Origin of the sequence: Caballeronia terrestris, from assembly GCF_001544515.1 — a bacterium.
Classification (GTDB): Bacteria; Pseudomonadota; Gammaproteobacteria; order Burkholderiales; family Burkholderiaceae; genus Caballeronia; species Caballeronia terrestris.
This window is the reverse complement of record NZ_FCOL02000014.1, coordinates 46,035-72,007: the sequence shown is the minus strand read 5'-3', so window position 1 is coordinate 72,007 and position 25,973 is coordinate 46,035. Positions and strand designations below refer to the sequence as shown.

The window sequence follows — 25,973 nt, the reverse complement described above, 5'->3', positions numbered from 1 at the left end:
CGAATTTAAATATTTATATGCGTTCTACTGTTGTCGAATTCATTGGCTAAATGGGCGAAAGCCACGTGTAAAACAGGAGCGCACAATAACAAAAAAACACGACATCGGTGCAACTACGATCCACGGCGCAACCTCTTTCTGAAAGCTCGCACTAAGTAACAAACGAGTTCCCGATTAATCCATTGATTCGCCATCCAAACTAAATATATTGGCGAAAACCTTCATAAGCTAATATCATTCTGAAAGGCAATCGTGGGCCACACCTGTGTCCATCTGAATCAATCTGTTACCGAGCTTGAGCGGTTGTCTTTTCCAGCCTATCTTTAGCCCTTGCGGTTTTCACCGCATCGTCTATGTGTATCCGTACGCACCGAGACGACACGGTCCGACAACATACCGTGGACCCCTGGGCAAGATGTCTATGCCCCAAGCAACATCCGCGAGCGTTGCGATCCATGATGTAGACCACACATGGGTCTTTTCGTATGAATAAACCGTATCAAGCGATCGAGCCCACCCGGCAATTCGTCGACATTGCGTACGCGCATAACGTGACACGCTGCTAACAGGCGTATGCATGACGGCTGGCGTCAGGTGGGCCGGGGATAAGATGAAGATATTGATTGCAAACACGCTGTACTATCCGGACGTTCTTGGCGGAGCGGAGGTCTCCACACAGATACTCGCGGAAGGACTCGTTGCAGCCGGCGCCGAAGTGACCGTGGTCTGCGCGTCGGGTACGGGTGTCGATCACGTAACCGAACTCAACGGCGTCAAGATCTGGCGCCTGCGTTTCGCCAATCTGTACTGGCCTCACCGTCCCGGCAAGCGTTCCCGCGTCGCCAAGCTCGTGTGGCACGCCATCGATTCATATAACGTGCTCATGGCGCGCAAACTGCGCGCTGTCGTCGCGAAGGAAAAGCCGGATCTCGTGAGCACGAGCAACCTGTCGTGCCTATCCGTCGATCTTTGGCGCATCGCCAAGAAAGCCGGCCTGCCGGTCGTTCATACCGCGCGCGATTACTACCTGATGTGCCCGTCCTCGACGATGCTCTCGGGCAACCGCTCCTGCGATCGTCAATGCACTCTGTGCGCGTGCTACTCGGGCTACAAGCGCAGCGAATCGGAACAGGTGGACGTCGCGATCGGCGTGAGCCGCTTCGTGCTCGACAAGCATCTCGACAACGGCTTCTTCACGCGCGCAACGTCGACGGGCGTGATCAGCGACTGTCATTTACCGGAGATCAGCGAACCGCCGGAGACCCCTTTCCGTCTCGTCAAGAACGCGGTGCGGCTCGGCATGCTCGGTCGCGTATCACCGGAGAAGGGCGTCGAATTGCTGGTCGATGAACTGATGCGCGATACGTCGCTCAACTGGACGCTCACGATCGGCGGCACGGGCGACGACGCCTACCTCGAAAGCCTCAAGGCGCGCTACAACGACCCGCGTGTGCAATTCCTCGGGCACGTCGATGCGTCGTCGTTCCTGCACGACATCGACGTGCTGGTCGTGCCGTCGCGATGGAACGAGCCGTTCGGCCGCGTCATCGTCGAAGCGTATGCGCAAGGCGTCCCGGTCGTCGGCGCGAATACCGGCGGCATCCCGGAAGTGATCGAGCCCACCTCGCATCTCGTGTTCGACATCAACGATCCGCAATCGATGATCGGCAGGATTCACGAGGCGATCGAATCCCTGCAAGACCCGCAAGTGCACGATCGACTGCGCCGCTACGCTGATTCGTTCAGCCCCGACAGGATGGTCGATTCGTATCTGAAGGTCTATCGCGACGCGCTGAAGCGCAGCGCAGCGTCGACGCACCGCCCGCCGCAACTGCAATCGACCAGCAATAAGGAACGCGCGTAATGAATACACCCATCCTCGAATACGGTCCTTACGCCACGAGCGGGAATACGGTGGCGTCCCGCACCGTCAACGTATGGCGCCTGATAATCGACAACATGTGGGCTGTGATTCTCATCGTGATCGCGGTCACGGCGCTGGCCACGAGCTACGCGTTTCTGGCGACACCCACGTTCACTGCCGATGCGGTCGTCCGCGTCGAGTTTCCGAATCCGAACACATTCGGCCTCAACTCGCGCTCGGGACGCAGCGTATCCGAGGAAGTCATCCCCAAGACCTTGCCGAGCGATGCGGAGATCCAGATGATCCAGAGCCGCACGGTGCTGCTGCCGGTCATCAAGAAGTACAAGCAGGACATCCTTGCGACGCCGGACCAGTTCCCCGTCCTCGGCCGCATCTCCGAGTTGCTTTCGGATCCTGGCCAGCCGATGCCGGCGTTGCTCGGCATGCGTTCTTTTGCGTGGGGCGGTGAAGAGCTGAACGTCGATACGCTCGACGTGCCGTCGCGTTTCATCAACAAGGAAATGACGTTGCGCGCGCTTGCGAACAATCGTTATGAGCTGATCGATCCAAACGGCAACAAGGTGCTCGAAGGCGCGGTGGGTACACCGGTTGCCGGCAATGGCGTGACGATGCTCGTGCGCCAACTCGTTGCGCGTCCGGGCACGGAGTTCACGGTTGCGCGCTTTAGCGAGTTCGCAGCCGTGCAGCGCTTCTCGGGCAAGCTTAAGGTGGCCGAATCCACGAAGGAATCGGGCGTCGTGCAGATTTCCTATGAAAACAAGAGCCCCGAGCTTGCGCAAGCCATCACTAACTCGATCGCGCAAACGTACATCGCATCGCATGTCGATCAGAAGCGTCAGGATGCGGGGCTCACGCGCGACTTCATCGAGAGCGAGCTGCCGCGTCTCAAGGACGAACTCAAGCGTGCAGACACCGAGCTTAGCGACTACCGTACGCAAGCGAATTCGATGGCGCCGAGCGCGGAGGCATCGTCGTATTTGAAGGGCACGCTCGACATCGAAACCCAGATCGCAACCCTCAGGATGCAGCGCACGCAAACGGCCAGCCGCTTTGCACCTGGCACGCGTGAACTGCAGACGATCGATCAGCAACTCGCGACGCTTGAGCAGCAGAGAAAGCAGTACGACTCGCGCTTCAACCAGTTGCCCGAGTCGGACCGCAAGACGGCCGATCTCACGCGCAATGCCAAGGTCGCTGAAGACATCTACGTCGCGATGCTCGACAAGTCGCGCGAATTGCAAGTCACGCGCGCTGGCACGATCGGCAACGTGCATCTCGTCGACACGGCGCTCTACCCGACCGAGCCGTCCAAGCCGAAGCGCTTGCTCGTAATCGCGGGCGGGATCGTCGGTGGCCTGATCATCAGCGGGCTCTATATCTTCCTGAGGCAGCGCAAGTCGGTGAGCATCGTGCACAGCCCGGATGCCGCCGAGCGTCATCTGCAGCTTCCGGTATTCGGCGCGGTCGCGTTCAGCGACCAGCAACTGCGTCTCGACGAATCGCCGCTGCGGGGCCGCTTGCCCGGCATGCCTTACGAACACGCCAGCGATGCCGCGAAAGAGTTGGCTGAAGCCGGCATCGGCGATCCGCATGCGGACCCCGCTACCCTGCTCCTCGCGACGACATCGCAGAGCGAAGAAGCTATCGAAGCACTGCGCGCTATCCGCACTTCCTTGATGCGCGACGTCAACGGTGCGCGCAACAACGTGCTCGCCGTCGCAGGTGCGACGCCGGGTATCGGCAAGACCTTTATCGCTTCGAACCTTGCCGTGCTGCATGCTCAAGCGGGCAATCGCGTGCTCCTGATCGACGGCGACCTGCGTCGTGGTCAGGTCGCCTCGCAGTTCGGTCTCGCGCACACGGCCGGCCTCGCCGAAGTGCTCACGCATCGCCGCGAGCTCGAAGAGGTGGTGCAAGCGTCCGGCGTGCCAGGTCTCAGCGTGATCTCGAACGGCGTGCCGCCGGCCAACCCGTCGAAGCTGCTCTCGACGACGCGCCTGCGTTCCCTGCTCGAACAGTTGATGCCGCAATACGACCTCGTGATCATCGATACGCCTGCCGTGCTCGCGGTCAGCGATGCGGTCATGGTCGGCGCGGCTGCGGGCTCGACGCTCGTCGTCGTGCGGCCGAGCGCGCAAAGCGAAGCCGAACTCGGTGAAGCGATCAAGCGACTGGATCTCGCGGGGGCGAGGGTAGCCGGTGCAATTTTCAATGCAATGCCCAAGCGTCGCAGCGACAAGCGCATTCGCGCGTATTCAAGTAGTTATGGCGCGCCCTCATACGGCCCTTCCCAACCCTGACCGCGTGAACTAAGGAAGCGGTCGAATACAACAAATAGCAGAGGACGACATGTCGCTTTCGAAGACAATCGCAGGCTCCGTCAAAGAGTTACTTCCCGACTCGGTCTTTTTGAGTCTGTCGCACCGCATGAGCGTTGGCCGGTTTCCCGATCTCGTGAATCCGGTCACGTTCAACGAGAAGATCGTCTATCGCTGCCTTCACCCGGACCCGCGTTTCGCGAACCTGACCGACAAGCTGCTCGTGCGCGACTTCGTTATCCGCACGATCGGCGAGGAACATCTGATTCCTCTTCTTTCAAGCCCGGATCACTTCACGAAGGACGTCTTCGATGCGCTACCCTCCTCGTTCGTGATGAAGGCTAATCACGGAAGCGGCTATGTCAAGGTGATTCACGACAAAGCGGAGACGTCTTTCGAAGAGTTGAGCGCGCTAAGCGAGCGCTGGCTGGCGGCGAATTTCTACCGTGTAGCGCGCGAGCGGCACTACGAGCACATCAAGCCGCGAATCTTCTTCGAGGCGCTGCTCACCGATCAAAGCGGCAACATTCCTGCCGACTTCAAGATCCATTGTTTCAACCAGGTAGCGGGGAAGCAGAAGGCTTTCATCCTGCATATCTCCGATCGCTTCACGCCTCATCCGCGCGGAGACTTTTACGATGAAGACTGGAATCAGCTCGACATCCGTATTGGTCACTATCCGAACAGCGCGGTGCCTTCGCCGCGTCCGGACAACCTCGATGAGATTCTGCGCAACGCGAAGCAACTGTCGGCGAACTTCGACTATGTACGCGTAGACCTTTACGCGCCGGACGACAGGATCTTCTTCGGCGAGTTGACCTTTACACCGGGCGCGGGCGTTTATCGATTGACGCCGGATCAGATCGACTACGACTGGGGACGCATGCTTCAGGCGCACTCGTCGTCCGCTGGATTGGCTGCTTCGCCTGTCAACGTGCCGCGTTAAAGGCTTTGGCAAAAAGGGGCGCCCCGTTTATTCGAGGCGCCCCTTTTTTACGCCGCTTGAGCATGCATATCGAAACTTCCCATGCTGGTGCGAATCACCGTCCGTTCAATCAGCCGCAACAAGCGGTTGCCGCCTTGGGCCCGTGGACCGCGCACTCGTACCTGAATATCGCGTTGGCGCTTCCTGCGACGATCCTGCTCGCCGTGGTGTCGTGGTATCTGGCCGGGAAGCCAGTCCTGAGCCTGAGGCCGCATCTCACACGTCTCGAGGATCGCGCGATAGCGATGCGCGACTCACTGCACGAGGCGTGGACCGGTTGGGTAAGACGCTCGCTGTCGAACGAGTGACGCAGGCGTCCAGATCAATACAAGCCCAGCCAGCGCCACACATAAAACCGCACGACTCCGACCAACTCGTAAAGCGCGTCCTCGGAGTCGAACCATCCTTCGGGATGCGGTAACCACCACGAAGGCGGATTGCGCACGCTCGACACGAACGGTTGCGGATGCAGGCCAAAGGCAGCAAACGTAAGGACGGCGCGCCGCATGTGCAACGACGACGTAATGAGCACCATCCCGTCATAGCGATCCTGGCGCAGCAGCTCGTCGACGTTGCGAGCGTTATCGTAGGTGTCGAGGCTCGTGTTCTCCAGCACGAGATCGGAGCGCTCGACGCCGCCCTTCAGCAGATAAGGCGCATACACGTCCGCTTCCGTTTGCCCATGGCGCTGTGCATCGCCGCCACTGACGAACACTTTGCATACGGTTTCGGTTCGCCGGCAAACCTCGTAAAGCGCCAAGGCCGCTTCGATGCGCGGCATCGATTCGGCCTGTGGCACGAGTCGTTCGCTTTCGTCGAATTCCGTGCCACCGCCAAGCAGGATAAACGCCATGCGCGGCGCCATGCGTGGTTCGACAGGAGCGTCGTATCCGCTTTGCGCGATGCTCACGAGCGGGCCTGCCAGCCAGCTTCCGAGCAGCCAGAAGACCACTCCACCGGCCAGCAGCACTTGCACCCGACGTCCGCGGCACACGGCGAACAGCGCAACGACAAACAAAAGCAAGGCGACAAGAACCAATGCGCAAGTCCTTTGGGACACAAGCGGACCCTGCATTCTGAACATGCGCCACTAAACGCTTTGTGCTCAAAGGCTCATATCGCGCGTGATGCTCAAACGCGATTCAAACGCGATTCAAACGCGGTGCAAACTTGGCTCGTACCGACCGCCCCAATTTCGTGCGCCATCGCACGGACGTATGACCATTGGAATTCGTTAAATACGGTCACACAAACGACACCGCTTCAACGCCTAAATGAGCGCAAGGTGACGAATGTAAGACGCTTGTAATGAGCAACTCGATACGAGCCGCTCTAGCGTCAGCGCGGGATTCGAATGGCAACAGGCAAGCACCGAACGCAAGCCGAATCCATGCGAAGCTCTGATCGAAAATAGCCGAATGAATGAATCGGTGGCCACCCCGGGGATGACAACAATGAAAACACAACTGCGCCGTATCCTTTCTGAATCCGCCCGTCTCGACGTCTCCGTGGATTCGCTTGGCGACAGCGACGATCTGTATGCAGCAGGACTCTCATCGCTTGCCACCGTGCATGTGATGCTCGCCATCGAAGACGAGTTCGCCATCGAGATTCCCGACCGCATGCTCACGCGCCGCCTGTTTTCCAGCATCGACACGCTCGCAGCATCGATCGTCGAACTGCGCCGCCTGCAGGCCGCGGCATGAATGCCCGCACGGAGGTTTTCAACCCCGCGGACGCAAACGTGCAGCCGCCAGCGCGTGACGAAATCGCGCTCCTCGCCGCCGCCCGTCGCGTAGCCGTGATTTCGGCTGCGCATGCGAGCGCGGTGGACCGCGAAGCGCGCTTCCCGCACGAAGCGTTCGACGCGATGCGCAACGAACGCCTGCTGTCCGCGATGATCCCGCGTGCATTCGGCGGCGATGGCCTCGAGCTCGACGCCGTGGCGCGTCTTTGCGAGGCGCTGGCGCAAGGCTGTGCATCGACTGCGATGATCTATGCGATGCACCAGAGCCAGGTCGCGTGCATCGTCGATCATGCGGCCGACGTGGCATGGCAGCACGATCTGCTCGCACGCATAGCCGGGGAGCAATTGCTGCTCGCCTCGGCAACCTCGGAAGAGACGATCGGCGGCAACATGCGCACGAGCGCTTGCGCAGTCGATCTCGTCGACGGCGCGTTCAGCATCGAGAAGCTCGCGCCGACCATTTCGTATGGCGCGCATGCGGACTGCATCCTCGTCACGGCACGCCGTCATCCGGATGCGCCGCCGTCGGATCAGGTACTGATCGTAGCTCCACGCGATACGTTCACGCTCGAGCGGCGCGGCACGTGGGACACGCTCGGCATGCGCGGAACGTGCAGCGAAGGCCATCGCCTGACCGCGCAGGGTATCGCCGAGCAGATTCTGCCGGCGCCATTCGCGAAGATCGCAGACGAAAGCATGCTGCCGGTTTCGCACACGCTGTGGGCATCGGTATGGATCGGCATTGCCGGCGACGCCGTGAATCGCGCGCATCAGTTCTTCCGCAATCAGGCGCGCGGCAAGCCCGGCGCGCTGCCGCCCTCGGCATCGCGCCTTGCGCAAGCCGTCACGACGCACCGCATGATGCAGGCTCGCCTCAAGGCCGCGCTTGGCGCCGTTGCCGAAGCGAACGCGGAACGCGTCGCGCGGCAGGCGATCGGCAGCGACCAGGTCGACATGCCGCTTGGCGCGTCGATCGGGCTGGCAGCCGACATGAACATGCTCAAGCTCGCGATCTCGCAATCGGCGTTTCAGGTCGTGCAGGAAGCGCTGATGATTTGCGGCATGGCAGGCTACAAGAACGACAGCGACTACAGCGTGGGGCGTCATCTTCGCGACCTCATGTCGGCGCCGCTGATGATCAGCAACGACCGCATCGAGTTGAACACGGCCAATCTGCTGCTCGCGCAGCGCACTGCAGTAACGGGGACAAACTAAAAATGAACATGCCTACCGAACCGGCCGTGCTGATGCAGGCCGAAGGACAAACGTCGTCTGTCGCATCCGATCCGACGCTGCGCGATCGCCTGATCGAAGCCGGCATTCTGATCGATACCGGAGAGAACGGTCTCTACGGCCGCAGTGAAGTGTTCGAAGATGTGGTCGATCGCCTGAACAAGGTCATCACGCTGCTCGGCGCGGACCAGAGCGCGGAAGTGCTGCGCTTTCCGCCCGCGATGCGCCGTCACGACTTCGAGGACAGCGAGTACCTGAAAAGCTTCCCCGACCTCGCCGGCACGATCCACGCATTCCAGGGCAACGACCGCGGCCATCATCGCCTGCTCGAAGCGCTCGACAAGACGCTCGCCGTGGGCGATCAGGAACGCTCCGACGAATGGATGGATCAGCAAAAGCCGACACGTCTCGTGCTCACGCCGGCCGCCTGCTATCCGGTGTATCCGCTGATCGCGCGGCGCGGCAAGCTCGCGGAAGAAGGTGCGATCGTCGACGTGTTCGCTTACTGCTTCCGCCACGAGCCCTCCATCGATCCGGGCCGCATGCAGATGTTCCGCATGCGCGAATACATTCGCGTCGGCAGCCCGGCACAGGTGATGGCGTTCCGCCAGAAGTGGATCGAACGCGGCTCGGCCCTCGTGCGCCTCTTGCAACTGCCGTTCGAAATCGACCTCGCCAACGATCCGTTCTTCGGACGCGGCGGCAAGATCGTTGCCGACAGCCAGCGCGAGCAGCAACTCAAGTTCGAACTGCTGGTGCCGGTCGCGACGCCGAACAAGCTGACCGCATGCCTCTCGTTCAACTATCACATGGAACACTTCGGCGAAATCTGGAACATCCAGCAAACCGACGATAGCCTTGCGCACACGGCATGCGTCGGCTTCGGCATGGAGCGTACCACGCTGGCGCTCTTCCGCCATCACGGCCTCGACGTGACGAAGTGGCCCGAAGCGGTACGCACGTTCCTGTGGGGCGATGCCGCGCCGATGATCGCCGATGCACTGGCACGCACGGGCACGAACGCATGAGCTCGCTCCCGTCCGCTGTGGCCGCAAATGCGGATGGCGCCGTCGCGATGGCGCCGCAGCAAACCGCTTTCGCCAGGCAGATGCTTCGCGAAGCGGATCGTCACCCGCTGCATCAGGGCGAGCGCGTGTGGCTCGAAACCAATTGCTACGTCGATCTGTGGATCGAGCTGTTGCACGACTTCGGTTTCGATCCGCGCGCGGCGCTCGGCTTTACCGTGCTGCAAGCGTTCGAGGGCGACCAGTTCACGTTCCCGAAGTTCTCGCTGGACGATATCGCGCGGCTTTATGGCCTGCAGGCACAGGAGCTCGCGATCTATGACACGCTGGAGCGGCACGTGCTCGAGCAGACGCGTCGCGGCCACGTGGTGATTGTCGAGGTCGATGCGTTCTATCTGCCCGACACGCGTGCGACGAATTACCATCAGTCGCATTCGAAGACCACCATCGGCATCAAGCGTGTCGATACCAGCGCGCGGCAGCTTGAGTACTTCCACAACGCGGGCTATTACACGCTCGGCGGCGACGATTACGACGGCGTGTTCTCGCTCGCGCCGGAACTGGCGGGCAATGCGAACCTGCTCTTTCCGTACGTGGAGTTCGCCAAGCGCAATCGGCCTGCGTTGTCGGGCACCGAGCTCGTACAGGCATCGGCGAGCACGCTTGCCACGCACCTTTCACGGCGTCCGACGAATAATCCGATCACCGAATGGCGCGCGGCTTTCGCCGAGCATGTTCACGCGGTGCTCAATCGCGACATCGATTACTTTCATCAGTATTCGTTCAACGTGATGCGTCAGTTGGGCGCGAACTTCGAAATGCTCTCGAAGTATGTGTTGTGGCTGCGCGAACACGGCTATGACGTGCCCGAGAGTGTTGCCAAGGACGCGCAGCATATCGCGCGGGAATCGATGGTGATGCAGTTCCGACTGGCGCGAGCCCGCGTGCGAGGTCGTCCCGACTTCTGTGACGACTGCCTCGACGGACTCGAAGTGTCGTATGAACGCGTGATGACGCCGCTTGCCGCGTTCTTCTCGTGAACATCATGGCACGCCAGTTGTCTTCCGGATGGCAGTGCGTCAGCACGCCATCCGGCGCGTTCGCGACGCCGGCAGAACTCGATTCCGCCAGCGGCTGGATCGATGCGCCAGTGCCTGGCACGGTGGCGTCCGCGCTTCGCGCCGCAGGCAAGCTCGATGAGAGCAACGCACCGGCGTTCGCGTTCAGTGATCACTGGTATCGCATGCGATTCGAAGCGAACGGTGCACGCAAGCTGCGTCTGCAAGGACTTGCGACGATCTGCGAAGCGTGGCTCGACGACCGCAAGCTGCTCGACTCCGATTCAATGTTCGTCGCGCACGACATCGATATCGAAGTCGACGGTCACGCTACGCTTTGTCTGTGCTTCCGGTCCTTGACACCCGCGCTCGCAGCAAGGCGCGGACGGGCGCGCTGGCGTCCACGGCTCGCGCAGCCCGCGACGTTGCGCAACGTGCGATCGACGTTGCTCGGTCACATGCCCGGCTGGTGTCCGTCGATTCAGGCAGCGGGCCCGTGGCGCGCGGTGGAACTGATCGGCGATGCGCCAGCGTCGATCGATCGTGTAGATATGCGCACGCGTGTCGAAGGCGCGGATGGCATCGTCGATGTCACTGTGCGGTTCTTTCACACGCAGAATAGGCATGCGGTGCGGCTGGATTGCGCGAAGGCATCGGCTGGCCTTCAATGGATCGATGCACACACCCTCACCGGCAGCGTGCGCGTTTCTAATGCGCCGCTTTGGTGGCCGCATACGCATGGCGAGCCAGCGCTTCACGCGGTCAAGCTCCACTCGCAATCGTTGGGCACGATCGCACTGGGCGACGTCGGCTTCAGGACGATCGAAGCCGATCGCGGCGCATCGAACGACGGCTTTCAGCTCATCGTGAACGGTGTGCCGGTGTTCGCGCGAGGCGCGTGCTGGACGTCGGCGGATCTCGTCTCGCTGAATGCATCGCGCGACAAGCTCGAACCTGCATTCAGATCGCTTCGCGCGGCGGGCATGAACATCATCCGCGTGGGCGGAACGATGCTCTACGAATCCGATGCGTTCTACGCACTCGCCGACGAATACGGCATGCTCGTGTGGCAGGACTTTGCGTTCGCCAACTTCGACTATCCCGACGATCCCGCGTTTCGCGCAAGCGTCGAGCAGGAAACCACGCAGTTCCTGTCGCGCACGCGCCGCTTCGCATCGCTTGCGGTGTTGTGCGGCGGCAGCGAAGCCGACCAGCAAGCGGCGATGCTGGGCCTGTCGCGCGCGCAAGGACAACAGCGGCTCTTTACCGAACTGTTGCCGTCGATCGTCGCGGCGTCGCGGCCGGATGTCCCTTACGTCCAGAACTCGCCATGCGCCGCTCCCGGCGATGAAACGTCGATGCCCTTCGCGACTCGCTCCAGCGTCACGCATTACTACGGCGTCGGTGCGTATCAACGGCCGCTCGACGACGCACGCCGTGCGCAGGTGCGTTTCGCCTCGGAGTGTCTCGGCTTCGCAAACGTCCCTGACGACGTCGCGTTGCACACACTGCCCCGCGCCGCGCTGATTCACGAACCGGGCTGGAAGCAAGCCGTCCCGCGCGATCCCGGCGCGTCCTGGGACTTCGACGACGTGCGCGAGCACTACATGCGCACGTTGTATCGCGTCGATACCGCGCGGCTGCGTTACGAAGATCATGACCGTTATCTGGAGTTGTCGCGCGCGATCGTCGCCGATGTAATGGCCGCGGTCTTTTCCGAATGGCGCCGCGCGGGGTCGCTTTGCGCGGGCGGCATCGTGTGGCAATTGCAGGATGTGCGAGCGGGTGCGGGCTGGGGCATCATCGATGCGCTCGGTGTCCCAAAGAGCGCGCTGCATGGTCTCGCAAGCGTGTTGCAGCCGGTACAGATACTCGTTACCGATGAAGGCCTCGACGGACTCGACCTGCATCTGATCAACGAAACTGCGCACGATGTGCACGCACGCATCGAGCTTGCATGCCTGCGCGATGGCGTCACGAAGGTGGCAAGCGCATCGCGTGATTTTGTGCTGAAGGCGCGCAGCGTCGAACGGATTTCGGCAGGCGCGCTGCTCGGGCAGTTCTTCGACTTCACTTACGCGTATCGTTTTGGCCCGCGCGCGCACGATGCAACACTCGTCACGCTAACCGACAGCGCGAGCTGCGACGTGATCTCCGAAGCGTTCCACTTCCCCGACATGTCGATGGAACAGCGGCACGACGTGGGCTTGAGCGTTGCAATGGAAAAGAGCGATGCGGGCTGGGATCTGGTCGTCGGATCGACGCGTCTCGCGCGCTGGGTGCACGTGGTCGATCCGAACTATCACGCGGGCGTGGACTGGTTTCATCTGCGTCCGGGCAGCACGCGACGCATTCCGCTTATCGCGCGCAATGCGTCGGTTTCATCGCCGCCGGGAGGTGACGTGCGCGCCTTGAATTCTTCAGGCGCGGTCAGTTACTGAAGGGCAGGACCCGTCACGCAGCCGGACGCGCAGCTTGCGCGCGCGGCTCCGTGACGTCGATCGAAGCCGTACGCAGCCCATGCGAAGTGAGCAGGCGATACAGCGTCACGCGCGAAATGCCGAGTTCGTGCGCTGCGTCGCCCAGGCGTCCGCGATGGCGCAGCAACGCCAGTTCGATCGCTTGCCGCTCCGCCGTTTCGCGCGCCTGCGCAAGCGACACCGGCGCGACTTCAACGTATTCGCCGAGTTCAAGATCGCGCGAAGTAATCTGCCGCCCTTCCGACATCACGATCGCGCGCCGCACGCGGTTGATCAGCTCGCGCACGTTGCCGGGCCATCCGTAGTTGTGAATCGCGGCAATCGCGCACGGCGAGAAACCGCGCAACCGACGGCTCGCGTCCTTCCTGAAGCGATCGAGCATGTGCTTCGCAAGCAGTTCGATGTCCTTGCCGCGCGCGCGCAGCGGCGGCTCGTCGATTTGCAGCACACACAGACGGTGATACAAGTCAGCACGGAAGCGCCCTTCGATCATCGCCGTCGGCATATCGACGTGCGTCGCGGAAATGATGCGCACGTCCACCGGCGTCGAGCCGTGGCCGCCAAGCCGTTCGACCTTGCGTTCCTGCAGGAAGCGCAGCAGGCTCGCCTGGCTTTCGATCGGCAAGTCGCCGATTTCATCGAGGAAGAGCGTTCCGCCGTTAGCCGCTTCCACGCGGCCGATCTTGCGCTGGTTCGCGCCAGTGAACGCGCCGCGCTCATAGCCAAACAATTCCGATTGCAAGAGATGCGCTGGGATAGCGCCGCAATTGATCGCGACGAACGGTTCGGCGCGTCGCACCGACCGCTCGTGAATCGCGGCAGCGGTCAATTCCTTGCCGGTGCCCGACTCGCCGGAGATGAAGACGGGCGCATCGGTCATCGCGACCTTGCGGATCGAGCGGAAGAGCGCGAGCATCGCGTCGCACGAGCCGATCATGCCGCCCTCACCCAGGCTCTCGACTCGCGCATCGTTCGATGCCGCGTCGTGCAGAGCGACCATGCCATACGCGTGGCCAATTGAATCGACGATGCGATCGCTCGCCATCGGCAGCGTGAGGTAATCGAAGCAATAATCGCGGATTAGTCGCAGCGCGGCCGGCTGGGTAATTTGTTCCGAATGACCAATAGCGATCCAGCCGATCGTCGAAACGGAAAGCAAAGCATGAAGCACGGGTAAATCGCGGGGAAACTGGCAATGCGAGAAATCGAGAATGCCGGCGGAGGCTTGGTCGAAGCGTCGACTAGCGGGCGCGCGTTTACCCGGATCGATTAATTCGACGGTCCAATTGCGCGCCGTCAATCGTTCGTGCAAATCGTCGTCCATAGCGGACCCTACGTAATACACATTCCTTGCTTCCCCGGTCATAGCGATCTCTCATGCTCTTTTATTATGAGAAGACAGTATGCCCGTAGGGACCAATGTGCGATATCCGGCGCAAACGTTTGACAGAAGTGAAATGTTTAGATCAATCGCGCTTACCGATAAAGGTTTTTGAGGGATTAATTGCAACAAGACTGTTACAAATGCAGGAAATAAATACCCGTCATCGGTAATAGTGTTTGTTTCATGCCGCGCGCACCGAAAGTGCCTTAAGCAAACTCTCGACATTTACCGGTTTTACAAAATGCAGGTCGAATCCTGCCTCTTGTGCGCGAATACGATCTTCCGCCTGCCCATAGCCCGTGATTGCAATCAGCAATGGCGCCGTACCGCCTTTTTGACGCAGCCGCCGCGCGAGTTCATAGCCGTCCATTTCCGGAAGGCCGATATCGAGCAAAGCGACATCGGGGCGAAAATCCTTTGCGGCATCGAGCGCTTCCATCGATGAGTAGGCAACGCGCGTGATGTGATTCTCCGTCTCGCAAAGCATCGCGAGCGAATCGGCAGCGTCGCGGTTGTCGTCCACGATCAGGATGCGCCGCACCGCGCCTTCGCTCGGGGCATCGAGTGCGGACAGCGCCGCACCCGAATGAGGCTCGTGATGATGCAGTCGCGGCAGATCGACGGTCACGGTCGTACCGAGCCCCGGACCAGGACTTTGCACCGCGATCCGTCCATCGTGCATCTCCACGAGTTTCTTCACGAGCGATAGCCCGATGCCGAGACCGCCCTCGGAGCGATCCAGCGTACGCTCGCCTTGCGAGAAGAGATCGAAAATCTTGGGCAGCAAATCGGAAGAAATGCCCGAGCCGGTGTCTTCGATCACGATCGATACCCACGCATCGTCCGCCTGTGCCGTGACGCTGATACTGCCGCCTTCCGGCGTGTACTTGCTCGCATTATTCAGGATGTTCACGAGAATCTGCGAGACGCGCGTACCGTCGCCGCAAATCCAGCTCGTTGCATCGGCCTGCACGTTCATGCGCTGCGCGCGCGCCTGCGCCATGCCGGCTACCGCTTCTACCGCGTGGTAGACCGCCGTGCATACGAGGATCGGCTCACGCTTGAGCGCGATGCGCCCTTGCGTGATGCGCGAGACTTCGAGCAAGTCGTCGACGATATGCGTCATGTGCTCGACTTGCCGCTGCATCAACCCGATGAGATCCTGCTCACGCTCTTTGCGCGGCTCATCCTTTTGCATCAGCGCGATGGCAGTTCTTAGCGGCGCGAGAGGATTGCGCAACTCGTGCGCAAGCATCGCGAGGAACTCATCTTTGCGACGGCTCGATTCGCGCAGCATGAGTTCGAGCCGCTTGCGCTCGGTGATATCGATGATGGAGCCGATGATGCGCACCGCCTTGCCCGCCACGCTGCGCTGCAAGAGCGCGCTGCCTTCGATCCATTGCTCGCGATCGGGATTCTCGACGCGGAATTCGAAGTTCGCGCTGCGGTCTTCTTCGTTCGCAAGACGCCTGAGCGTGCGATCGAGCGCCGCGCGATCGTCGGGATGCACGCGCGCGAGAGCCATGTCGTAGGGCAAGTGCTCGCTGAACTGCCGGTATCCGCCGTCTTCGATGGAGAGCGTCCAGTCCGACAGCTCCAGCGTCACGATGCGGATCTTCGCCGCCTGCATCGCCACGGTCAGCCTGAGACTGCGCGCTTCGATGGCGGCCTTGGCTTCGTGCTGCACGGTGACGTCGGTCGTCGTGCCGAACCATTCCTGCAGATTGCCGTGCTCATCCGACAGCGGCGCCGCATGCGCCTGCATCACGCGATAAACGCCGTCGTTTCTGCGCATGCGAAACGTGAGCGACTGCGCCGTCTTTTGGTGAATGGCATCGTGCCACGCACGGCGCGTGATCTCGCGATCCTCGGGATGCACGAGTTCGAGCCATCCCCAGCCGGCCATGCGCGAAGAATCGGTAGCGAACTCGCTCCACGATCCACCCGCCGGCAGAATGCGGCCATCCGGACCCGCCGACCAGACCATCGCCCCTGTCGATTCGACGAGCGCGCGATAACGCCGCTCGCTCAGGCTCAAGCGTTCCTCATGCTGTCGATGCTGGCTGATGTCGAACGTCACGCCGTACACGCGCGCAAGGAGGCCGTCGCGATCGTATTCGGGATGTCCGCGCATGCGCAGCCAGCGATGCGGCACGACCTGCTCGTCGAGGAGAAAGTCGAGTTCGAACGTTTCGGGATATCGCAGACATTCGTCGAGCTTGCGCTGATACAGCGCGCGATACGCGGGCGCAACGCGGTCCGTCAGGTCGGATAGCGTCACCGCTTCGGTGCCTTCGGCGAACGCGTAGATCTTCGCGAGTTGCGCGGTCATGCGCACCACGCGGGTTTTCATGTCCCATTCCCAGGCGCCCATGCAAGCGCCCTGAAACGCGGCCTGGAGACGCCGCTCGCTCGCTTCGTACAGTTCCCAGGCGTGCTTGCATTCGTGGATGTCGGTCGCTACGCCGACGGTGTCCGCGATGTTGCCCTCTTCGTCGCGCGTCGCCTGAAGGTGAAGCGTGTGCCAGCGAAAGGCGCCATCGACGCGGCGCAGCCTTACGTCGACGTTACGCAAGAGCGCATTTCCGCTCATTTGACGCACTGCTTCGAGCACGGAATCGATGTCCTCGCGATTGACGAAGACACTCCAGTGCTGCCCGACGAGCTTTTCCGACGACACGCCCAAGTACTGGCAAGCCCACGGATTAGCGTAGCGGATGACTCCATCACGCGACGCGCGCCACACGAACGACGGCAGAAAGCGGGCGGGGGCGGGGTCGTCTCCGCCAGTCTCGGAACGTCCACTTTCTGACCGGGTATCCTCAGCCATTTTTTAAAGCTCGCTGATTGAATTGAAGCGGCTACCACTCGGGCCTTTTTTCCTTTAGTGCATACGATACGCTCAACGTCAGCCCCGGCACAGTAGCGATTGCGCGGGGTACTACGCTTCTACGCCCGATGTCTCTTGACTTTGATATCCACTCCACCCGCGCGGACACTCAAGTTTGAGATTGACCATGGAAACTATTGTGACGATAATAGTTTCCATCGCTTCCTGGCGAGCGGCCTTTTTTCATTTAACCCGCCACGCCTGTCAATTCGCTTCGAAACAGAGCACGCACGTTCGCTAAACGCATGCGTCGTCAAAGCACGCGCCTGCGGCGACGCTCTTTCAGAAACGTCTATTAAGCGCACTTTGAATAACTGCATTCAACCCGGACCGAGACGATGTCACCGCTTTACGCTGCTTGTCAGAGGCGCGCCGTTAATCGCGCGTTTTACGTATCGCTCGCTTTAATGTCGCTTGGCGTTTTGATGTCGGCATGTTCGCGGCAGGATCACAACGCCTATCAGGGCTACGTTGAAGGCGAGTTCGTCTACCTGGCATCGTCGCAATCGGGACATCTCGCGGAGTTGCCGGTGACACGCGGTCAGACGATCAGGTCCGGCGCGCCGCTCTTCGCACTCGAATCAACAGACGAATACGCTGCACTTCAGCAAGCGCAGCAGCAACTCGCCGCAGCGCGGGCTCAACTGGCCGATATCCAGACAGGCAAGCGACCGCCCGAGATCGATGTCGATCGCGCTCAATTGGCGCAAGCACAAGCGAATGCGCGCAAGGCGGCGCTGCAACTCACGCGTGACGAAGCGCAATTCGCCGTGGGCGGCATCCCAAAGTCGCAACTCGACGATTCACGCGCCAACGCCGACGCGACCGCCGCGCAAGTTCGCGAGCTTACGAGCCAGGTGCAGGTGGCGCGCCTGCCCGGCCGTTCGCAGCAGATCACGGCGCAGACCGCGCAGGTTGCAGCGGCACAGGCAGCAGTTGTTCAGGCGCAATGGAAGCTCGATCAGAAGCGCGTCACGGCGCCATCGGAAGGGCTCGTGTACGACACGCTGTACCGCGCCGGCGAATGGGTGCAGGCGGGCAACCCCGTCGTTCAGTTGCTGCCACCGCAGAACATCAAGGTGCGGCTCTTCGTATCGGAAGCCGTCGTCGGAGCACTTGCGCCAGGTCGCTCGCTGACGGTGCATTGCGACGGCTGCGCGGCCGACGTGCCCGCGAAAATCACCTACATATCGAGCAAAGCCGAATACACACCACCCGTCATCTATAGCAACGAGAGCCGCACCAAGCTTGTGTTCATGATCGAGGCGCATCCGTCAGTTGTGGATGCCGTGCAACTGCATCCGGGACAACCCGTCACGGTGACATTGCAATGAGCCAGTCCCCCGACAATGTGATCGACGTGCAGAACCTCAACAAACGCTTCGGCGACAAGCATGTCGTCAACGACGTGTCCTTGCAGGTCGCACGCGGCGAGATCTTCGGCTTTCTCGGGCCGAACGGCAGCGGCAAGACGACTTCGATCCGCCTCATGTGCGGCCTCCTCACGCCCGATTCGGGCACGGGCACCTGTCTCGGCTACGACATTCGCACCGAGAGCGCGCAGATCAAGCGCAATGTCGGCTACATGACGCAGCGCTTTTCGTACTGGGAAGACCTGACGATCCGCGAGAACCTCGACTTCGTCGCGCGTATCTACCAGATGCGCAATCGGCGCGAAGCAGTGGAGCGCTCGCTCGAAGGCCTCGGGCTGCAAAGCCGCGCGAATCAGCTTACGGGATCGCTTTCCGGCGGCTGGAAGCAACGGCTCGCATTGGCCGCGTGCATGCTTCATGAACCGCAGTTGCTGCTGCTCGATGAACCGACCGCAGGCGTCGATCCCACCGCGCGACGCGACTTCTGGGAAGAGCTGCATCGGCTAGCGGCGCGCGGCATTTCCGTGCTCGTCAGCACGCATTACATGGATGAAGCGGAGCGCTGCCACAAGCTCGCGTACATCGCGTACGGGAAACTGCTCGCGAAGGGCACCGCGAACGAAGTGATCGAGTCGCAGGACCTTCAGACGTGGGCCATTCACGGCGAACAACTCACCCAGCTTTCCGAGCAATTACGCAAGATGCCGGGAATCGATCAAACGGTCGTCTTCGGCTCAGCTTTGCATGCCAGCGGCCGCGATCACGCTGCGCTCGAGCGTTCCATCAAACAGGCGACGGAGAACACACCGCTACGAATCGAGCGCATCGGCACGGGACTCGAAGACGTCTTCATCTATCTGATGAGCCACTCGAAGGATAACTTCGGAGCGCCGTCATGACGAGCTTGCGCAATAGCTTCTCAATCACGCGCTGGTGGAGCATCGTGCTCAAGGAGTTCCTGCAACTGCGGCGCGATCGCGTGACGTTCGGCATGATCGTTGGCTTGCCGATCGTGCAGCTCGCGCTCTTCGGCTTCGCGATCAACACGGACCCGAAGCATCTCCCTACCGCGGTGATCGTCGGCGACAACAGCGCGTTCTCGCGCAGCTTCGTCGCGGCGATGAAGAACTCGGCGTACTTCGATTTCGTCGAGACGCTGCCGAACGAGGAAGCCGGCCGCCGCGCACTTGCACAGGGGCGCGTGCAATTCGTTCTAAACGTCCCCGTCGATTTCTCGAAACGGCTGCTGCGCGGAGAACGCCCGTCGCTGCTCGTCGAAGCCGACGCCACCGACCCCACCGCGACCAACACCGCGATCGCCGCGCTGCAGAGCCTCGTGCAGCCGGTGGCCGACAAGGACATCACCGGGGCGCTCGCGCATCTGAACGGCGGCCCGGCCGCGTTCGGCGTGCAGGTCCACAACCTCTACAACCCCGAGGGCATCACTCAATACAACGTCGTGCCGGGCCTGATGGGTACGATCCTCACGATGACGCTCGTCATGATGACGGGCCTCGCCGTCACGCGCGAACGCGAGCGCGGCACGATGGAGAACCTCCTCGCAACACCCGTTCTTCCCATCGAAGTGATGACCGGCAAGATCGTGCCTTACGTGGTCATCGGACTCATACAAGCGTCGATCATTCTGCTCGCGACGTACTTCGTCTTTCATGTTCCGTTCGTCGGCAGCCCCTTTGCGATCTACCTCGCGGCATTGATGTTCATCGCGGCAAATCTCACGGTCGGAATCACGCTTTCTTCGCTCGCGCAAAATCAGTTGCAGGCGATGCAACTCACCGTCTTCTATTTTCTGCCGAACATCCTGCTCTCGGGCTTCATGTTCCCTTTCGCTGGCATGCCGCGCTGGGCGCAGTTCATCGGCAATCTGCTGCCGCTCACGTACTTCAACCGGCTGATTCGCGGCATCATGCTCAAGGGCAATGGCTGGGCGGATCTCTGGCCTTCGGTGTGGCCGATGGCGATCTTCACCGCCATCGTCATGGGCATCGCGCTGCGGTTCTATCGGCGCACGCTCGACTAGGAAACATGTCATGAAACGCCTCGTTTTCTTCACCGCCGTTGCGTTGAGCGGTTGCGCGGTCGGCCCCGATTTCCAGAGTCCCGCCGCGCCCGGCACGCAAAGCTACACGCGTGAAACGCTGCCCGCTTCGACCGAAACGGCTAGCGGGACCGCGCAGACGTTCGCCGCAGCAGATCAGGCGATACCGATGTGGTGGAAACAATTCAAGTCGGATGCGCTGGACCGTCTCGTCGATCAAGCGCTGCAGCAAAGCCCGACGCTCGCGCAAGCGCGCGCGAAGCTGATCGAAGCGCGCGAGAACTACAACGCGCAAGCGGGCACTACTCTTTATCCAAGCGTCGATGCCAAGGTGTCCGGCTCGCGGCAACAAGTCGATCTCGCGGCATTCGGCATTCCGCATGTGGCGAATCCGGGCCCGTTCTCGCTCTTCAACGCGTCGGTGAGCGTCTCGTACACATTCGACATATTCGGCGGCAACCGTCGCGCGCTCGAGGCGATGATGGCGCAAGTCGATTACGAACGCTTCGAGCTGGAGGCAGCGTGGCTATCGATTGCGGGCAACGTCGTAGCGACCGCGATCAAGCGCGCGTCGCTGCAAGAGCAGATCGCATTGACGCGCCGACTTGCCGATGAGGAAGCGCAGCAACTTGCCATCGTCGAGGCGCGCTTTAATGCGGGCGGCGTGTCACGTCTCGACGTTCACACCCAGCGGACGCTGCTCGCACAAACGCGCGCATCGCTGCCGCCGCTCGCAACGCAACGCGCCGCCGCCGATCATCAACTCGCGACACTGCTTGGCGTGCCCCCATCGGAAGGGGACTTCGACGCGCTCACGCTCGAGTCGCTTCACTTGCCCGATAGCGTGCCGCTCACGCTGCCCTCGACCCTCGCGCGCGAGCGTCCCGACATCCGCGCGTCGGAGGCGTTGTTGCATCAGGCGAGCGCGAATGTCGGCGTCGCGACGGCGAATCTTTATCCGCAGTTCTCGCTGTCGGCGGGGATCGGATCGGAGCGCACGAACATACAGGACGTGGTGAACGGGTTGAACATCTGGAACATCGGCCTGAACCTTGCGCAGCCGATCTTTCATGGCGGCGAATTGCGCGCGAAGAAACGCTCGGCGCAAGCGGCCTACGATGCGGCGCTCGGCGGCTATCAGCAAACCGTGCTGCAAGCGCTGCAACAAGTCGCGGATACGCTGACCGCCCTGCAGAACGACGCCCGCGAACTGCAGGCGCGCGAGGACGCCGCACGCGAAGCGCAAGCGAGCGTCGATATCGCTCATGCACAGTATGCGGCGGGCGGCGTGAGCCAGTTTGGCTTGCTCGATTCGCAGCGCCAGGCGTTGCAGACGTCGCTCGACCGAACGCGCGCGCAAGCCGACCGTTTCACCGATACCGCTGCGCTCTTTCAATCGCTGGGCGGCGGCTGGGAGACAGCACAACGCTAAGCTGACGTGCCCCAAAAGAACTCAAAGGATCGAAAAATCACAACCTCGCCGTCACCTCTGCCGCCTGTCGACTTCGACGAAGGGCCGTCTGGCGCGATCCTCGCCGCCGCGCGCGAGATCCTGCTGCGCGAGCACTACAGCGGCCTCACGATGGACCGTCTCGCACTTGCGCTCGGCATGAGCAAGAAGACGCTCTATGTGCATTTCCCGTCGAAGGACGCGATGGTCTCCGCGATTTTCGCGGCGACAGGCATCTCCATTCGACGTCAGGTGACGGACATACTCGATGGATCGGGGCGCTTTCCCGAGAAGCTGGAGCGCTTGCTGCGCGTAGTCGCCGATCACGTGGGCGCGATGTCGCCAGCGTTCCTGCAGGACCTCGACCGCTTCGCGCCGCGACTCCACGGCGAAATCCAGGCGATCAAGGAACGCAACATTCCCACGGTGTTTTCTCGCGTGCTGAGTCTCGGCATCGAGCAGGGCATGATCCGCGGCGACATCGACGTGACCTTTCTCGCGGAATACTGGCTACAGGTCGCGCGCGGCGTGCACGATCCTTCGATGCTCGCGCGAACCGGCCTTACGCCACGCGAGGCGCTGGAGAAGGCGCTGGATCTGTTCTTCATCGGCGTGTTCACGCCCGCTGCGCGCAAAAAGTTCGGACAGCACTCGCCTGTTGCGCCGCGCGGGTGAACAGGTTTTTTTAAGTACGACGCGTGAGCGGCACGCGTCGCACGATGTCCATTAGGCGATCCTTGCGAACACACACACTTCGCGAAGAACGCCGAATTCACGCGATGCCTTCACAGTGAAGCAGGCCGTCCCGAGAGCATTCAGGTCGAGCAACTGGCGGCACTCGTGCACATGAGCCAGTCGCATTTCTCGCGTGCGTTCAAGAACGCAACCGGGCAACCGCCGCATTTCTGTCTGACCACTGAACGGCTGAAGTTCGCCCAGTCGATGCTGAGCGAAGGAACGCTTCCGCTCATTGACGTCGCGGCGCGCGCGGGCTTTCAGACGCAGCAGCATTTCACCGAAGTATTCCATCGATACGTCGGCTCGACACCGCGCGCGTTCCGGCTTGCGAACGCGCGCTCGAAACGGAGATAGCGGTCGCTCAGATACCCGTCTTGCCGGCGGTCAGAATGAGCCTCAACCCGAGTGCGGCGATCGCAGCAGCGGCGATCCGGTCGATCCATTTGCGCGCGTGCAGATAAATCTCACGCGGGCGACGGCTCGAAAAGCACAGCGCAACGATCGTGTACCACCCCGCTTCTACGGCGAAGACTAGCGGCGGCAGCACGAAATAGCACCAGAGCGGCGGATGCTGCGGCAGCAACGCGGCGAAGATGCTTCCGTACCAGATCGCAGTCTTGGGGTTGCTCAGTTGCGTCGTGAGGCCCACCCAAAACGATTTGCTTGCTTTGCGCGGATGGTTCGCGGCTTCGTCATCGACGGTCATCGCCTGCGATGCGCCTCGCCAGATATTCCACGCAATGTAGAGGAGATAAACGCCACCCGCGATCTTCAGGCCGATGTACAGCCACTCGACAGCGAGCAGCAGCGTATAGAGCCCGGCGAGCGCGATGCTGCCGAAAAAGATGCCTCCGACTCCCATGCCAAGCGCCGTGGCGAGGCCATCTCCGCGCGACAGGCCGATCGAATTGCGCGCAACGAGTACGAAACTCGGACCGGGGATCATGGCGCCAAGCAGCAGCGCAACGAGAATGGCGAATACGGCGGAGGATGGGGTCATCGAGTTTCTCCGATGCAGAGAGAATCAGCATGATCTCACGAACGTTAGTGCCTGACCGCCTGCTATATTTGCGCCCTCGTCAATCGCAAACGCGCTCCAGGCGCTCAAAGAAATCAGCATGAAAACAATCGGACTGATCGGCGGGATGAGTTGGGAATCATCGGTCGAGTATTACCGCTTGATCAATCAGGACATGAAGGCGCGGCTCGGCGGTCATCGCAATGCGCGCAGTGTGATGGTCACCGTGAGCTTCGAAGAGATCAAGGCCTTGCAGCATGAAGAGCGCTGGGACGAACTCGGAGAGCGCATGGCAGAGGCCGCGCAGCAAGTCGAAGCGGCTGGCGCGGATTTCGTGCTGCTCTGTACGAACACGATGCACCGCGTGGCGCCTGCGCTCGAAGCCGCGTTGCAGATACCGCTCCTGCATATCGTCGATCCGACCGCACAGGCATTGCGCAATGCCGGCGTGCGGCGTGTCGGTCTTCTCGGCACCGCGTTCACGATGGAGCAGGCGTTCTATCGTGGCCGTATGGAAGAACGGCATGGCATCGATGTGGTCGTGCCCGGCGCGGAAGATCGCGCGCTCGTGCATCGAATCATCTATGACGAGCTTTGCCACGGGGTCTTGCGCGATGCTTCGCGTGACGAGTATCGACGCGTCATCGAAGGCATGCAGGCACAGGGGGTCGAAGGCGTGATCCTCGGTTGCACGGAGATCGCGATCCTGATCGCGCAGGACGATGTGACGCTGCCGGTGTTCGATACCACCGCGCTGCATGCGCAGGCTGCAGTGGATTGGGCGTTGACTTGAAGCAGCTATAAATTTCGGATTCTTGCCGCCTGGAGAGTCAACGGATACCATGACCGCGCGAATTCACGCGCCACCAGCGAGGCTGAACATGGACGAAACGAAGTTGACCGCGCACCTTCCCGCCATCGACGTGGAGATCACCCGTCGCACGCTGCCGGACCAGAATGCCGAAGGCATCACGATCCACATCACCGCAACGCCATCGTTCGATGCCGCGCGATGGCTCCTCCTTCCGTTCGCGTCGCCGTTTCTTCTTTGGGGCGAAGTCATGCGCGCGTGGCAGCCGTTCCTGCTCGCTGGGACGCAATCTGGCCGCGCGCTGCCGAAGCCTGCAGAAAAAGAATAGACAGCGACGCGCAAGCACACGGCGCGTCTCTCCCGTTAGTACGATCCGCGCAAGCGATAGGAGAATCTTGCGCAGGATCGTCATAGTCTCGAAGCGTTCTGCATCCCATAGCATCGACGGTTCACCATGCACCGTTCGCCACACAGACCGAAGTGTGACGAAGCGCTCATTCGCGATCATTCAAAACATGATCTTCAAATCGAAGAGTGCTAAAACCATACGCAGGTCGATACCCTGAGCCGCATCCGGCTGAGTCGCATTCGACCACTCAAGGCCGCGCAAAAAAGCATCTCACTCCAACACTGGCCGATCGACACCTCGTCGACGCAACCCTCCTGACGACGAACGAAGGTGTCTCTTACACCACTCGGACTTGGAGAACAGCATGGACCAGTCAACCTTCATGGCAGCGACCGGCGCCTCTGCGGCGAGCGCGAACTTTTGGCTCACGCCGATCACGAATGCGATGGAGCGTTTCGAGATCAACACGCCCGCGCGTCAAGCCGCCTTTCTTGCGCAGGTCGCCTACGAGAGCGGACGCTTTCCGCTGCCGCCGGTCGCCGAGAGTTTCAACTATGCAGCGGACCGCTTGCATGCGGTGTTCTCATCGCTGACGCCTGCGCAGTGCAGTTCGCTCGGCCGCCAGCCCGGCGAAAAGTCTGTGCCGCCGGCGCGTCAGCAGCAGCTCGCAAACTTGCTGTATCAGAACCGCTTCGGCAATGGTCCTGCGACAAGCGGCGATGGCTGGATGTATCGCGGCTCAGGACTCATCCAGCTCACGTTCAAGGCCAACTTCGACAGCGCAGGCAAGGCGATCGGCACGGACCTCGTGACCAACGCCGATCTCGTGCGCAACGATGCGAACGTCGCCGCGCTCGTCGCCGCATGGTTCTGGAAATCGCACGGCTGCAACGAACTCGCCGATGCTGGCAACTTCCAGCAGATCACGAAGGTGATCAATCCGGCGAAGGCCGGCGCCGAAGGACGCGACGACGCATTCGAACTGGCAAGCAACGCGCTCGGCGTGCAACCGGCGAACGGCAGCGCGGTTGCCTGAAGTGGACGGCGGTGGCATTGTGATCGGCCCACATGCCGCCGCCAAAAACAAAAAGCCAATTTCCTTGACCATCAATTAATTGTTCCCTTCAGTTGCCTTGCCCACAAAGCTGAGGGTTTCCCACGATAGGATAA

General features: G+C 61.3%; 22 protein-coding genes. 18 read left to right on the top strand and 4 right to left on the bottom strand.

Annotated features, from left to right (window positions below):
- Positions 1-610: 610 nt before the first annotated feature.
- The 4 genes from AWB67_RS14305 to AWB67_RS14290 all read left to right on the top strand — a co-directional run bounded on the left by AWB67_RS14305 (position 611) and on the right by AWB67_RS14290 (position 5,496).
- A complete protein-coding gene (locus AWB67_RS14305; RefSeq protein ID WP_087656909.1) occupies positions 611-1,864 on the top strand; it encodes a glycosyltransferase family 4 protein in 1,254 nt (417 codons plus the stop codon).
- Positions 1,864-4,185 (top strand): polysaccharide biosynthesis tyrosine autokinase, encoded by a 2,322-nt coding sequence (locus AWB67_RS14300; RefSeq protein ID WP_087656908.1) that lies wholly within the window; start codon positions 1,864-1,866, stop codon positions 4,183-4,185. Before AWB67_RS14305 ends, AWB67_RS14300 begins: the two co-directional genes overlap by 1 nt.
- 49 nt (positions 4,186-4,234) lie before the next feature.
- Positions 4,235-5,149: an ATP-grasp fold amidoligase family protein gene (locus tag AWB67_RS14295; RefSeq protein WP_087656907.1), complete on the top strand. Its 915-nt coding sequence runs from the start codon at positions 4,235-4,237 to the stop codon at positions 5,147-5,149.
- A gap of 62 nt (positions 5,150-5,211) precedes the next feature.
- Complete coding sequence (locus AWB67_RS14290; protein ID WP_087656906.1) at positions 5,212-5,496, top strand: hypothetical protein; 285 nt, start codon at positions 5,212-5,214, stop codon at positions 5,494-5,496.
- A gap of 14 nt (positions 5,497-5,510) precedes the next feature.
- Here AWB67_RS14290 and AWB67_RS14285 read toward each other — a convergent pair whose 3' ends face one another.
- Positions 5,511-6,227 (bottom strand): YdcF family protein, encoded by a 717-nt coding sequence (locus AWB67_RS14285; RefSeq protein ID WP_087656905.1) that lies wholly within the window; start codon positions 6,225-6,227, stop codon positions 5,511-5,513.
- A gap of 415 nt (positions 6,228-6,642) precedes the next feature.
- On the opposite strand from AWB67_RS14285, the gene AWB67_RS14280 reads away from it, so the two are divergent.
- From AWB67_RS14280 to AWB67_RS14260, 5 genes are read left to right on the top strand one after another with little or no spacing between them, the layout of a single operon-like run.
- The gene (locus AWB67_RS14280; protein WP_087656904.1) at positions 6,643-6,894 is read left to right on the top strand and encodes an acyl carrier protein; all 252 of its coding nucleotides are present in this window, start codon (positions 6,643-6,645) and stop codon (positions 6,892-6,894) included.
- A complete protein-coding gene (locus tag AWB67_RS14275) occupies positions 6,891-8,150 on the top strand; it encodes an acyl-CoA dehydrogenase family protein (protein WP_087656903.1) in 1,260 nt (419 codons plus the stop codon). Before AWB67_RS14280 ends, AWB67_RS14275 begins: the two co-directional genes overlap by 4 nt.
- Before the next feature lie 2 nt (positions 8,151-8,152).
- Positions 8,153-9,196 (top strand): amino acid--[acyl-carrier-protein] ligase, encoded by a 1,044-nt coding sequence (locus AWB67_RS14270; RefSeq protein WP_087656902.1) that lies wholly within the window; start codon positions 8,153-8,155, stop codon positions 9,194-9,196.
- Positions 9,193-10,233: a DUF1839 family protein gene (locus AWB67_RS14265; RefSeq protein WP_087656901.1), complete on the top strand. Its 1,041-nt coding sequence runs from the start codon at positions 9,193-9,195 to the stop codon at positions 10,231-10,233. Before AWB67_RS14270 ends, AWB67_RS14265 begins: the two co-directional genes overlap by 4 nt.
- 5 nt (positions 10,234-10,238) lie before the next feature.
- Positions 10,239-12,692, top strand: a complete 2,454-nt coding sequence (locus AWB67_RS14260; protein ID WP_087656974.1) for a glycosyl hydrolase 2 galactose-binding domain-containing protein — start codon at positions 10,239-10,241, stop codon at positions 12,690-12,692.
- Positions 12,693-12,705: 13 nt separating this feature from the next.
- On the opposite strand, the gene AWB67_RS14255 is transcribed toward AWB67_RS14260, so the two are convergent.
- Positions 12,706-14,097 carry a sigma-54 dependent transcriptional regulator gene (locus AWB67_RS14255; protein ID WP_087656900.1) on the bottom strand — a complete coding sequence of 464 codons (1,392 nt, stop codon included), beginning with the start codon at positions 14,095-14,097 and terminating at the stop codon, positions 12,706-12,708.
- A 199-nt stretch (positions 14,098-14,296) separates the two neighbouring features.
- Positions 14,297-16,945, bottom strand: a complete 2,649-nt coding sequence (locus tag AWB67_RS14250; protein ID WP_087656899.1) for a PAS domain-containing hybrid sensor histidine kinase/response regulator — start codon at positions 16,943-16,945, stop codon at positions 14,297-14,299.
- A gap of 485 nt (positions 16,946-17,430) precedes the next feature.
- Here AWB67_RS14250 and AWB67_RS14245 point away from each other — a divergent pair, with 485 nt between their 5' ends.
- From AWB67_RS14245 to AWB67_RS14220, 6 genes are all read left to right on the top strand, one after another.
- On the top strand, positions 17,431-18,339 hold the full coding sequence (locus tag AWB67_RS14245) for an HlyD family secretion protein (RefSeq protein ID WP_235025158.1): 909 nt from the start codon (positions 17,431-17,433) through the stop codon (positions 18,337-18,339).
- Positions 18,336-19,277 (top strand): ABC transporter ATP-binding protein, encoded by a 942-nt coding sequence (locus AWB67_RS14240; RefSeq protein WP_087656897.1) that lies wholly within the window; start codon positions 18,336-18,338, stop codon positions 19,275-19,277. Before AWB67_RS14245 ends, AWB67_RS14240 begins: the two co-directional genes overlap by 4 nt.
- Positions 19,274-20,419, top strand: coding sequence for an ABC transporter permease (locus tag AWB67_RS14235; protein ID WP_087656896.1), 1,146 nt, complete (start codon positions 19,274-19,276; stop codon positions 20,417-20,419). Before AWB67_RS14240 ends, AWB67_RS14235 begins: the two co-directional genes overlap by 4 nt.
- A 10-nt stretch (positions 20,420-20,429) precedes the next feature.
- Positions 20,430-21,869 carry an efflux transporter outer membrane subunit gene (locus tag AWB67_RS14230; protein WP_087656895.1) on the top strand — a complete coding sequence of 480 codons (1,440 nt, stop codon included), beginning with the start codon at positions 20,430-20,432 and terminating at the stop codon, positions 21,867-21,869.
- A gap of 6 nt (positions 21,870-21,875) precedes the next feature.
- Positions 21,876-22,562, top strand: coding sequence for a TetR/AcrR family transcriptional regulator (locus tag AWB67_RS14225; RefSeq protein WP_087656894.1), 687 nt, complete (start codon positions 21,876-21,878; stop codon positions 22,560-22,562).
- A 171-nt stretch (positions 22,563-22,733) separates the two neighbouring features.
- Entirely contained in the window at positions 22,734-22,979 is a 246-nt protein-coding gene (locus tag AWB67_RS14220) for a helix-turn-helix transcriptional regulator (RefSeq protein WP_087656893.1), read from the top strand.
- A 7-nt stretch (positions 22,980-22,986) separates the two neighbouring features.
- Here AWB67_RS14220 and AWB67_RS14215 read toward each other — a convergent pair whose 3' ends face one another.
- Positions 22,987-23,625, bottom strand: a complete 639-nt coding sequence (locus AWB67_RS14215; RefSeq protein WP_087656892.1) for a LysE family translocator — start codon at positions 23,623-23,625, stop codon at positions 22,987-22,989.
- 118 nt (positions 23,626-23,743) lie between these two features.
- Here AWB67_RS14215 and AWB67_RS14210 point away from each other — a divergent pair, with 118 nt between their 5' ends.
- The 3 genes from AWB67_RS14210 to AWB67_RS14200 all read left to right on the top strand — a co-directional run bounded on the left by AWB67_RS14210 (position 23,744) and on the right by AWB67_RS14200 (position 25,839).
- Positions 23,744-24,436 carry an aspartate/glutamate racemase family protein gene (locus AWB67_RS14210; protein WP_087656891.1) on the top strand — a complete coding sequence of 231 codons (693 nt, stop codon included), beginning with the start codon at positions 23,744-23,746 and terminating at the stop codon, positions 24,434-24,436.
- Between the two features lie 88 nt (positions 24,437-24,524).
- Positions 24,525-24,782 (top strand): hypothetical protein, encoded by a 258-nt coding sequence (locus tag AWB67_RS14205; RefSeq protein ID WP_087656890.1) that lies wholly within the window; start codon positions 24,525-24,527, stop codon positions 24,780-24,782.
- 385 nt (positions 24,783-25,167) lie between these two features.
- The gene (locus AWB67_RS14200) at positions 25,168-25,839 is read left to right on the top strand and encodes a glycoside hydrolase family 19 protein (RefSeq protein WP_087656889.1); all 672 of its coding nucleotides are present in this window, start codon (positions 25,168-25,170) and stop codon (positions 25,837-25,839) included.
- The last annotated feature ends 134 nt before the right edge of the window (positions 25,840-25,973 follow it).

Bases quoted from the DNA above. Each gene is read 5' to 3' on its own strand.
- AWB67_RS14255 (WP_087656900.1), bottom strand. From the start codon at position 14,097: ATGACCGGGGAAGCAAGGAATGTGTATTACGTAGGGTCCGCTATGGAC.
- AWB67_RS14215 (WP_087656892.1), bottom strand. From the start codon at position 23,625: ATGACCCCATCCTCCGCCGTATTCGCCATTCTCGTTGCGCTGCTGCTT.
- AWB67_RS14290 (WP_087656906.1), top strand. From the start codon at position 5,212: ATGCATATCGAAACTTCCCATGCTGGTGCGAATCACCGTCCGTTCAAT.
- AWB67_RS14205 (WP_087656890.1), top strand. From the start codon at position 24,525: ATGGACGAAACGAAGTTGACCGCGCACCTTCCCGCCATCGACGTGGAG.
- AWB67_RS14300 (WP_087656908.1), top strand. From the start codon at position 1,864: ATGAATACACCCATCCTCGAATACGGTCCTTACGCCACGAGCGGGAAT.
- AWB67_RS14230 (WP_087656895.1), top strand. From the start codon at position 20,430: ATGAAACGCCTCGTTTTCTTCACCGCCGTTGCGTTGAGCGGTTGCGCG.
- AWB67_RS14220 (WP_087656893.1), top strand. From the start codon at position 22,734: ATGAGCCAGTCGCATTTCTCGCGTGCGTTCAAGAACGCAACCGGGCAA.
- AWB67_RS14295 (WP_087656907.1), top strand. From the start codon at position 4,235: ATGTCGCTTTCGAAGACAATCGCAGGCTCCGTCAAAGAGTTACTTCCC.
- AWB67_RS14250 (WP_087656899.1), bottom strand. From the start codon at position 16,945: ATGGCTGAGGATACCCGGTCAGAAAGTGGACGTTCCGAGACTGGCGGA.
- AWB67_RS14270 (WP_087656902.1), top strand. From the start codon at position 8,153: ATGAACATGCCTACCGAACCGGCCGTGCTGATGCAGGCCGAAGGACAA.
- AWB67_RS14260 (WP_087656974.1), top strand. From the start codon at position 10,239: ATGGCACGCCAGTTGTCTTCCGGATGGCAGTGCGTCAGCACGCCATCC.
- AWB67_RS14275 (WP_087656903.1), top strand. From the start codon at position 6,891: ATGAATGCCCGCACGGAGGTTTTCAACCCCGCGGACGCAAACGTGCAG.
- AWB67_RS14240 (WP_087656897.1), top strand. From the start codon at position 18,336: ATGAGCCAGTCCCCCGACAATGTGATCGACGTGCAGAACCTCAACAAA.
- AWB67_RS14265 (WP_087656901.1), top strand. From the start codon at position 9,193: ATGAGCTCGCTCCCGTCCGCTGTGGCCGCAAATGCGGATGGCGCCGTC.
- AWB67_RS14280 (WP_087656904.1), top strand. From the start codon at position 6,643: ATGAAAACACAACTGCGCCGTATCCTTTCTGAATCCGCCCGTCTCGAC.
- AWB67_RS14200 (WP_087656889.1), top strand. From the start codon at position 25,168: ATGGACCAGTCAACCTTCATGGCAGCGACCGGCGCCTCTGCGGCGAGC.
- AWB67_RS14305 (WP_087656909.1), top strand. From the start codon at position 611: ATGAAGATATTGATTGCAAACACGCTGTACTATCCGGACGTTCTTGGC.
- AWB67_RS14245 (WP_235025158.1), top strand. From the start codon at position 17,431: ATGTCGGCATGTTCGCGGCAGGATCACAACGCCTATCAGGGCTACGTT.
- AWB67_RS14210 (WP_087656891.1), top strand. From the start codon at position 23,744: ATGAAAACAATCGGACTGATCGGCGGGATGAGTTGGGAATCATCGGTC.
- AWB67_RS14235 (WP_087656896.1), top strand. From the start codon at position 19,274: ATGACGAGCTTGCGCAATAGCTTCTCAATCACGCGCTGGTGGAGCATC.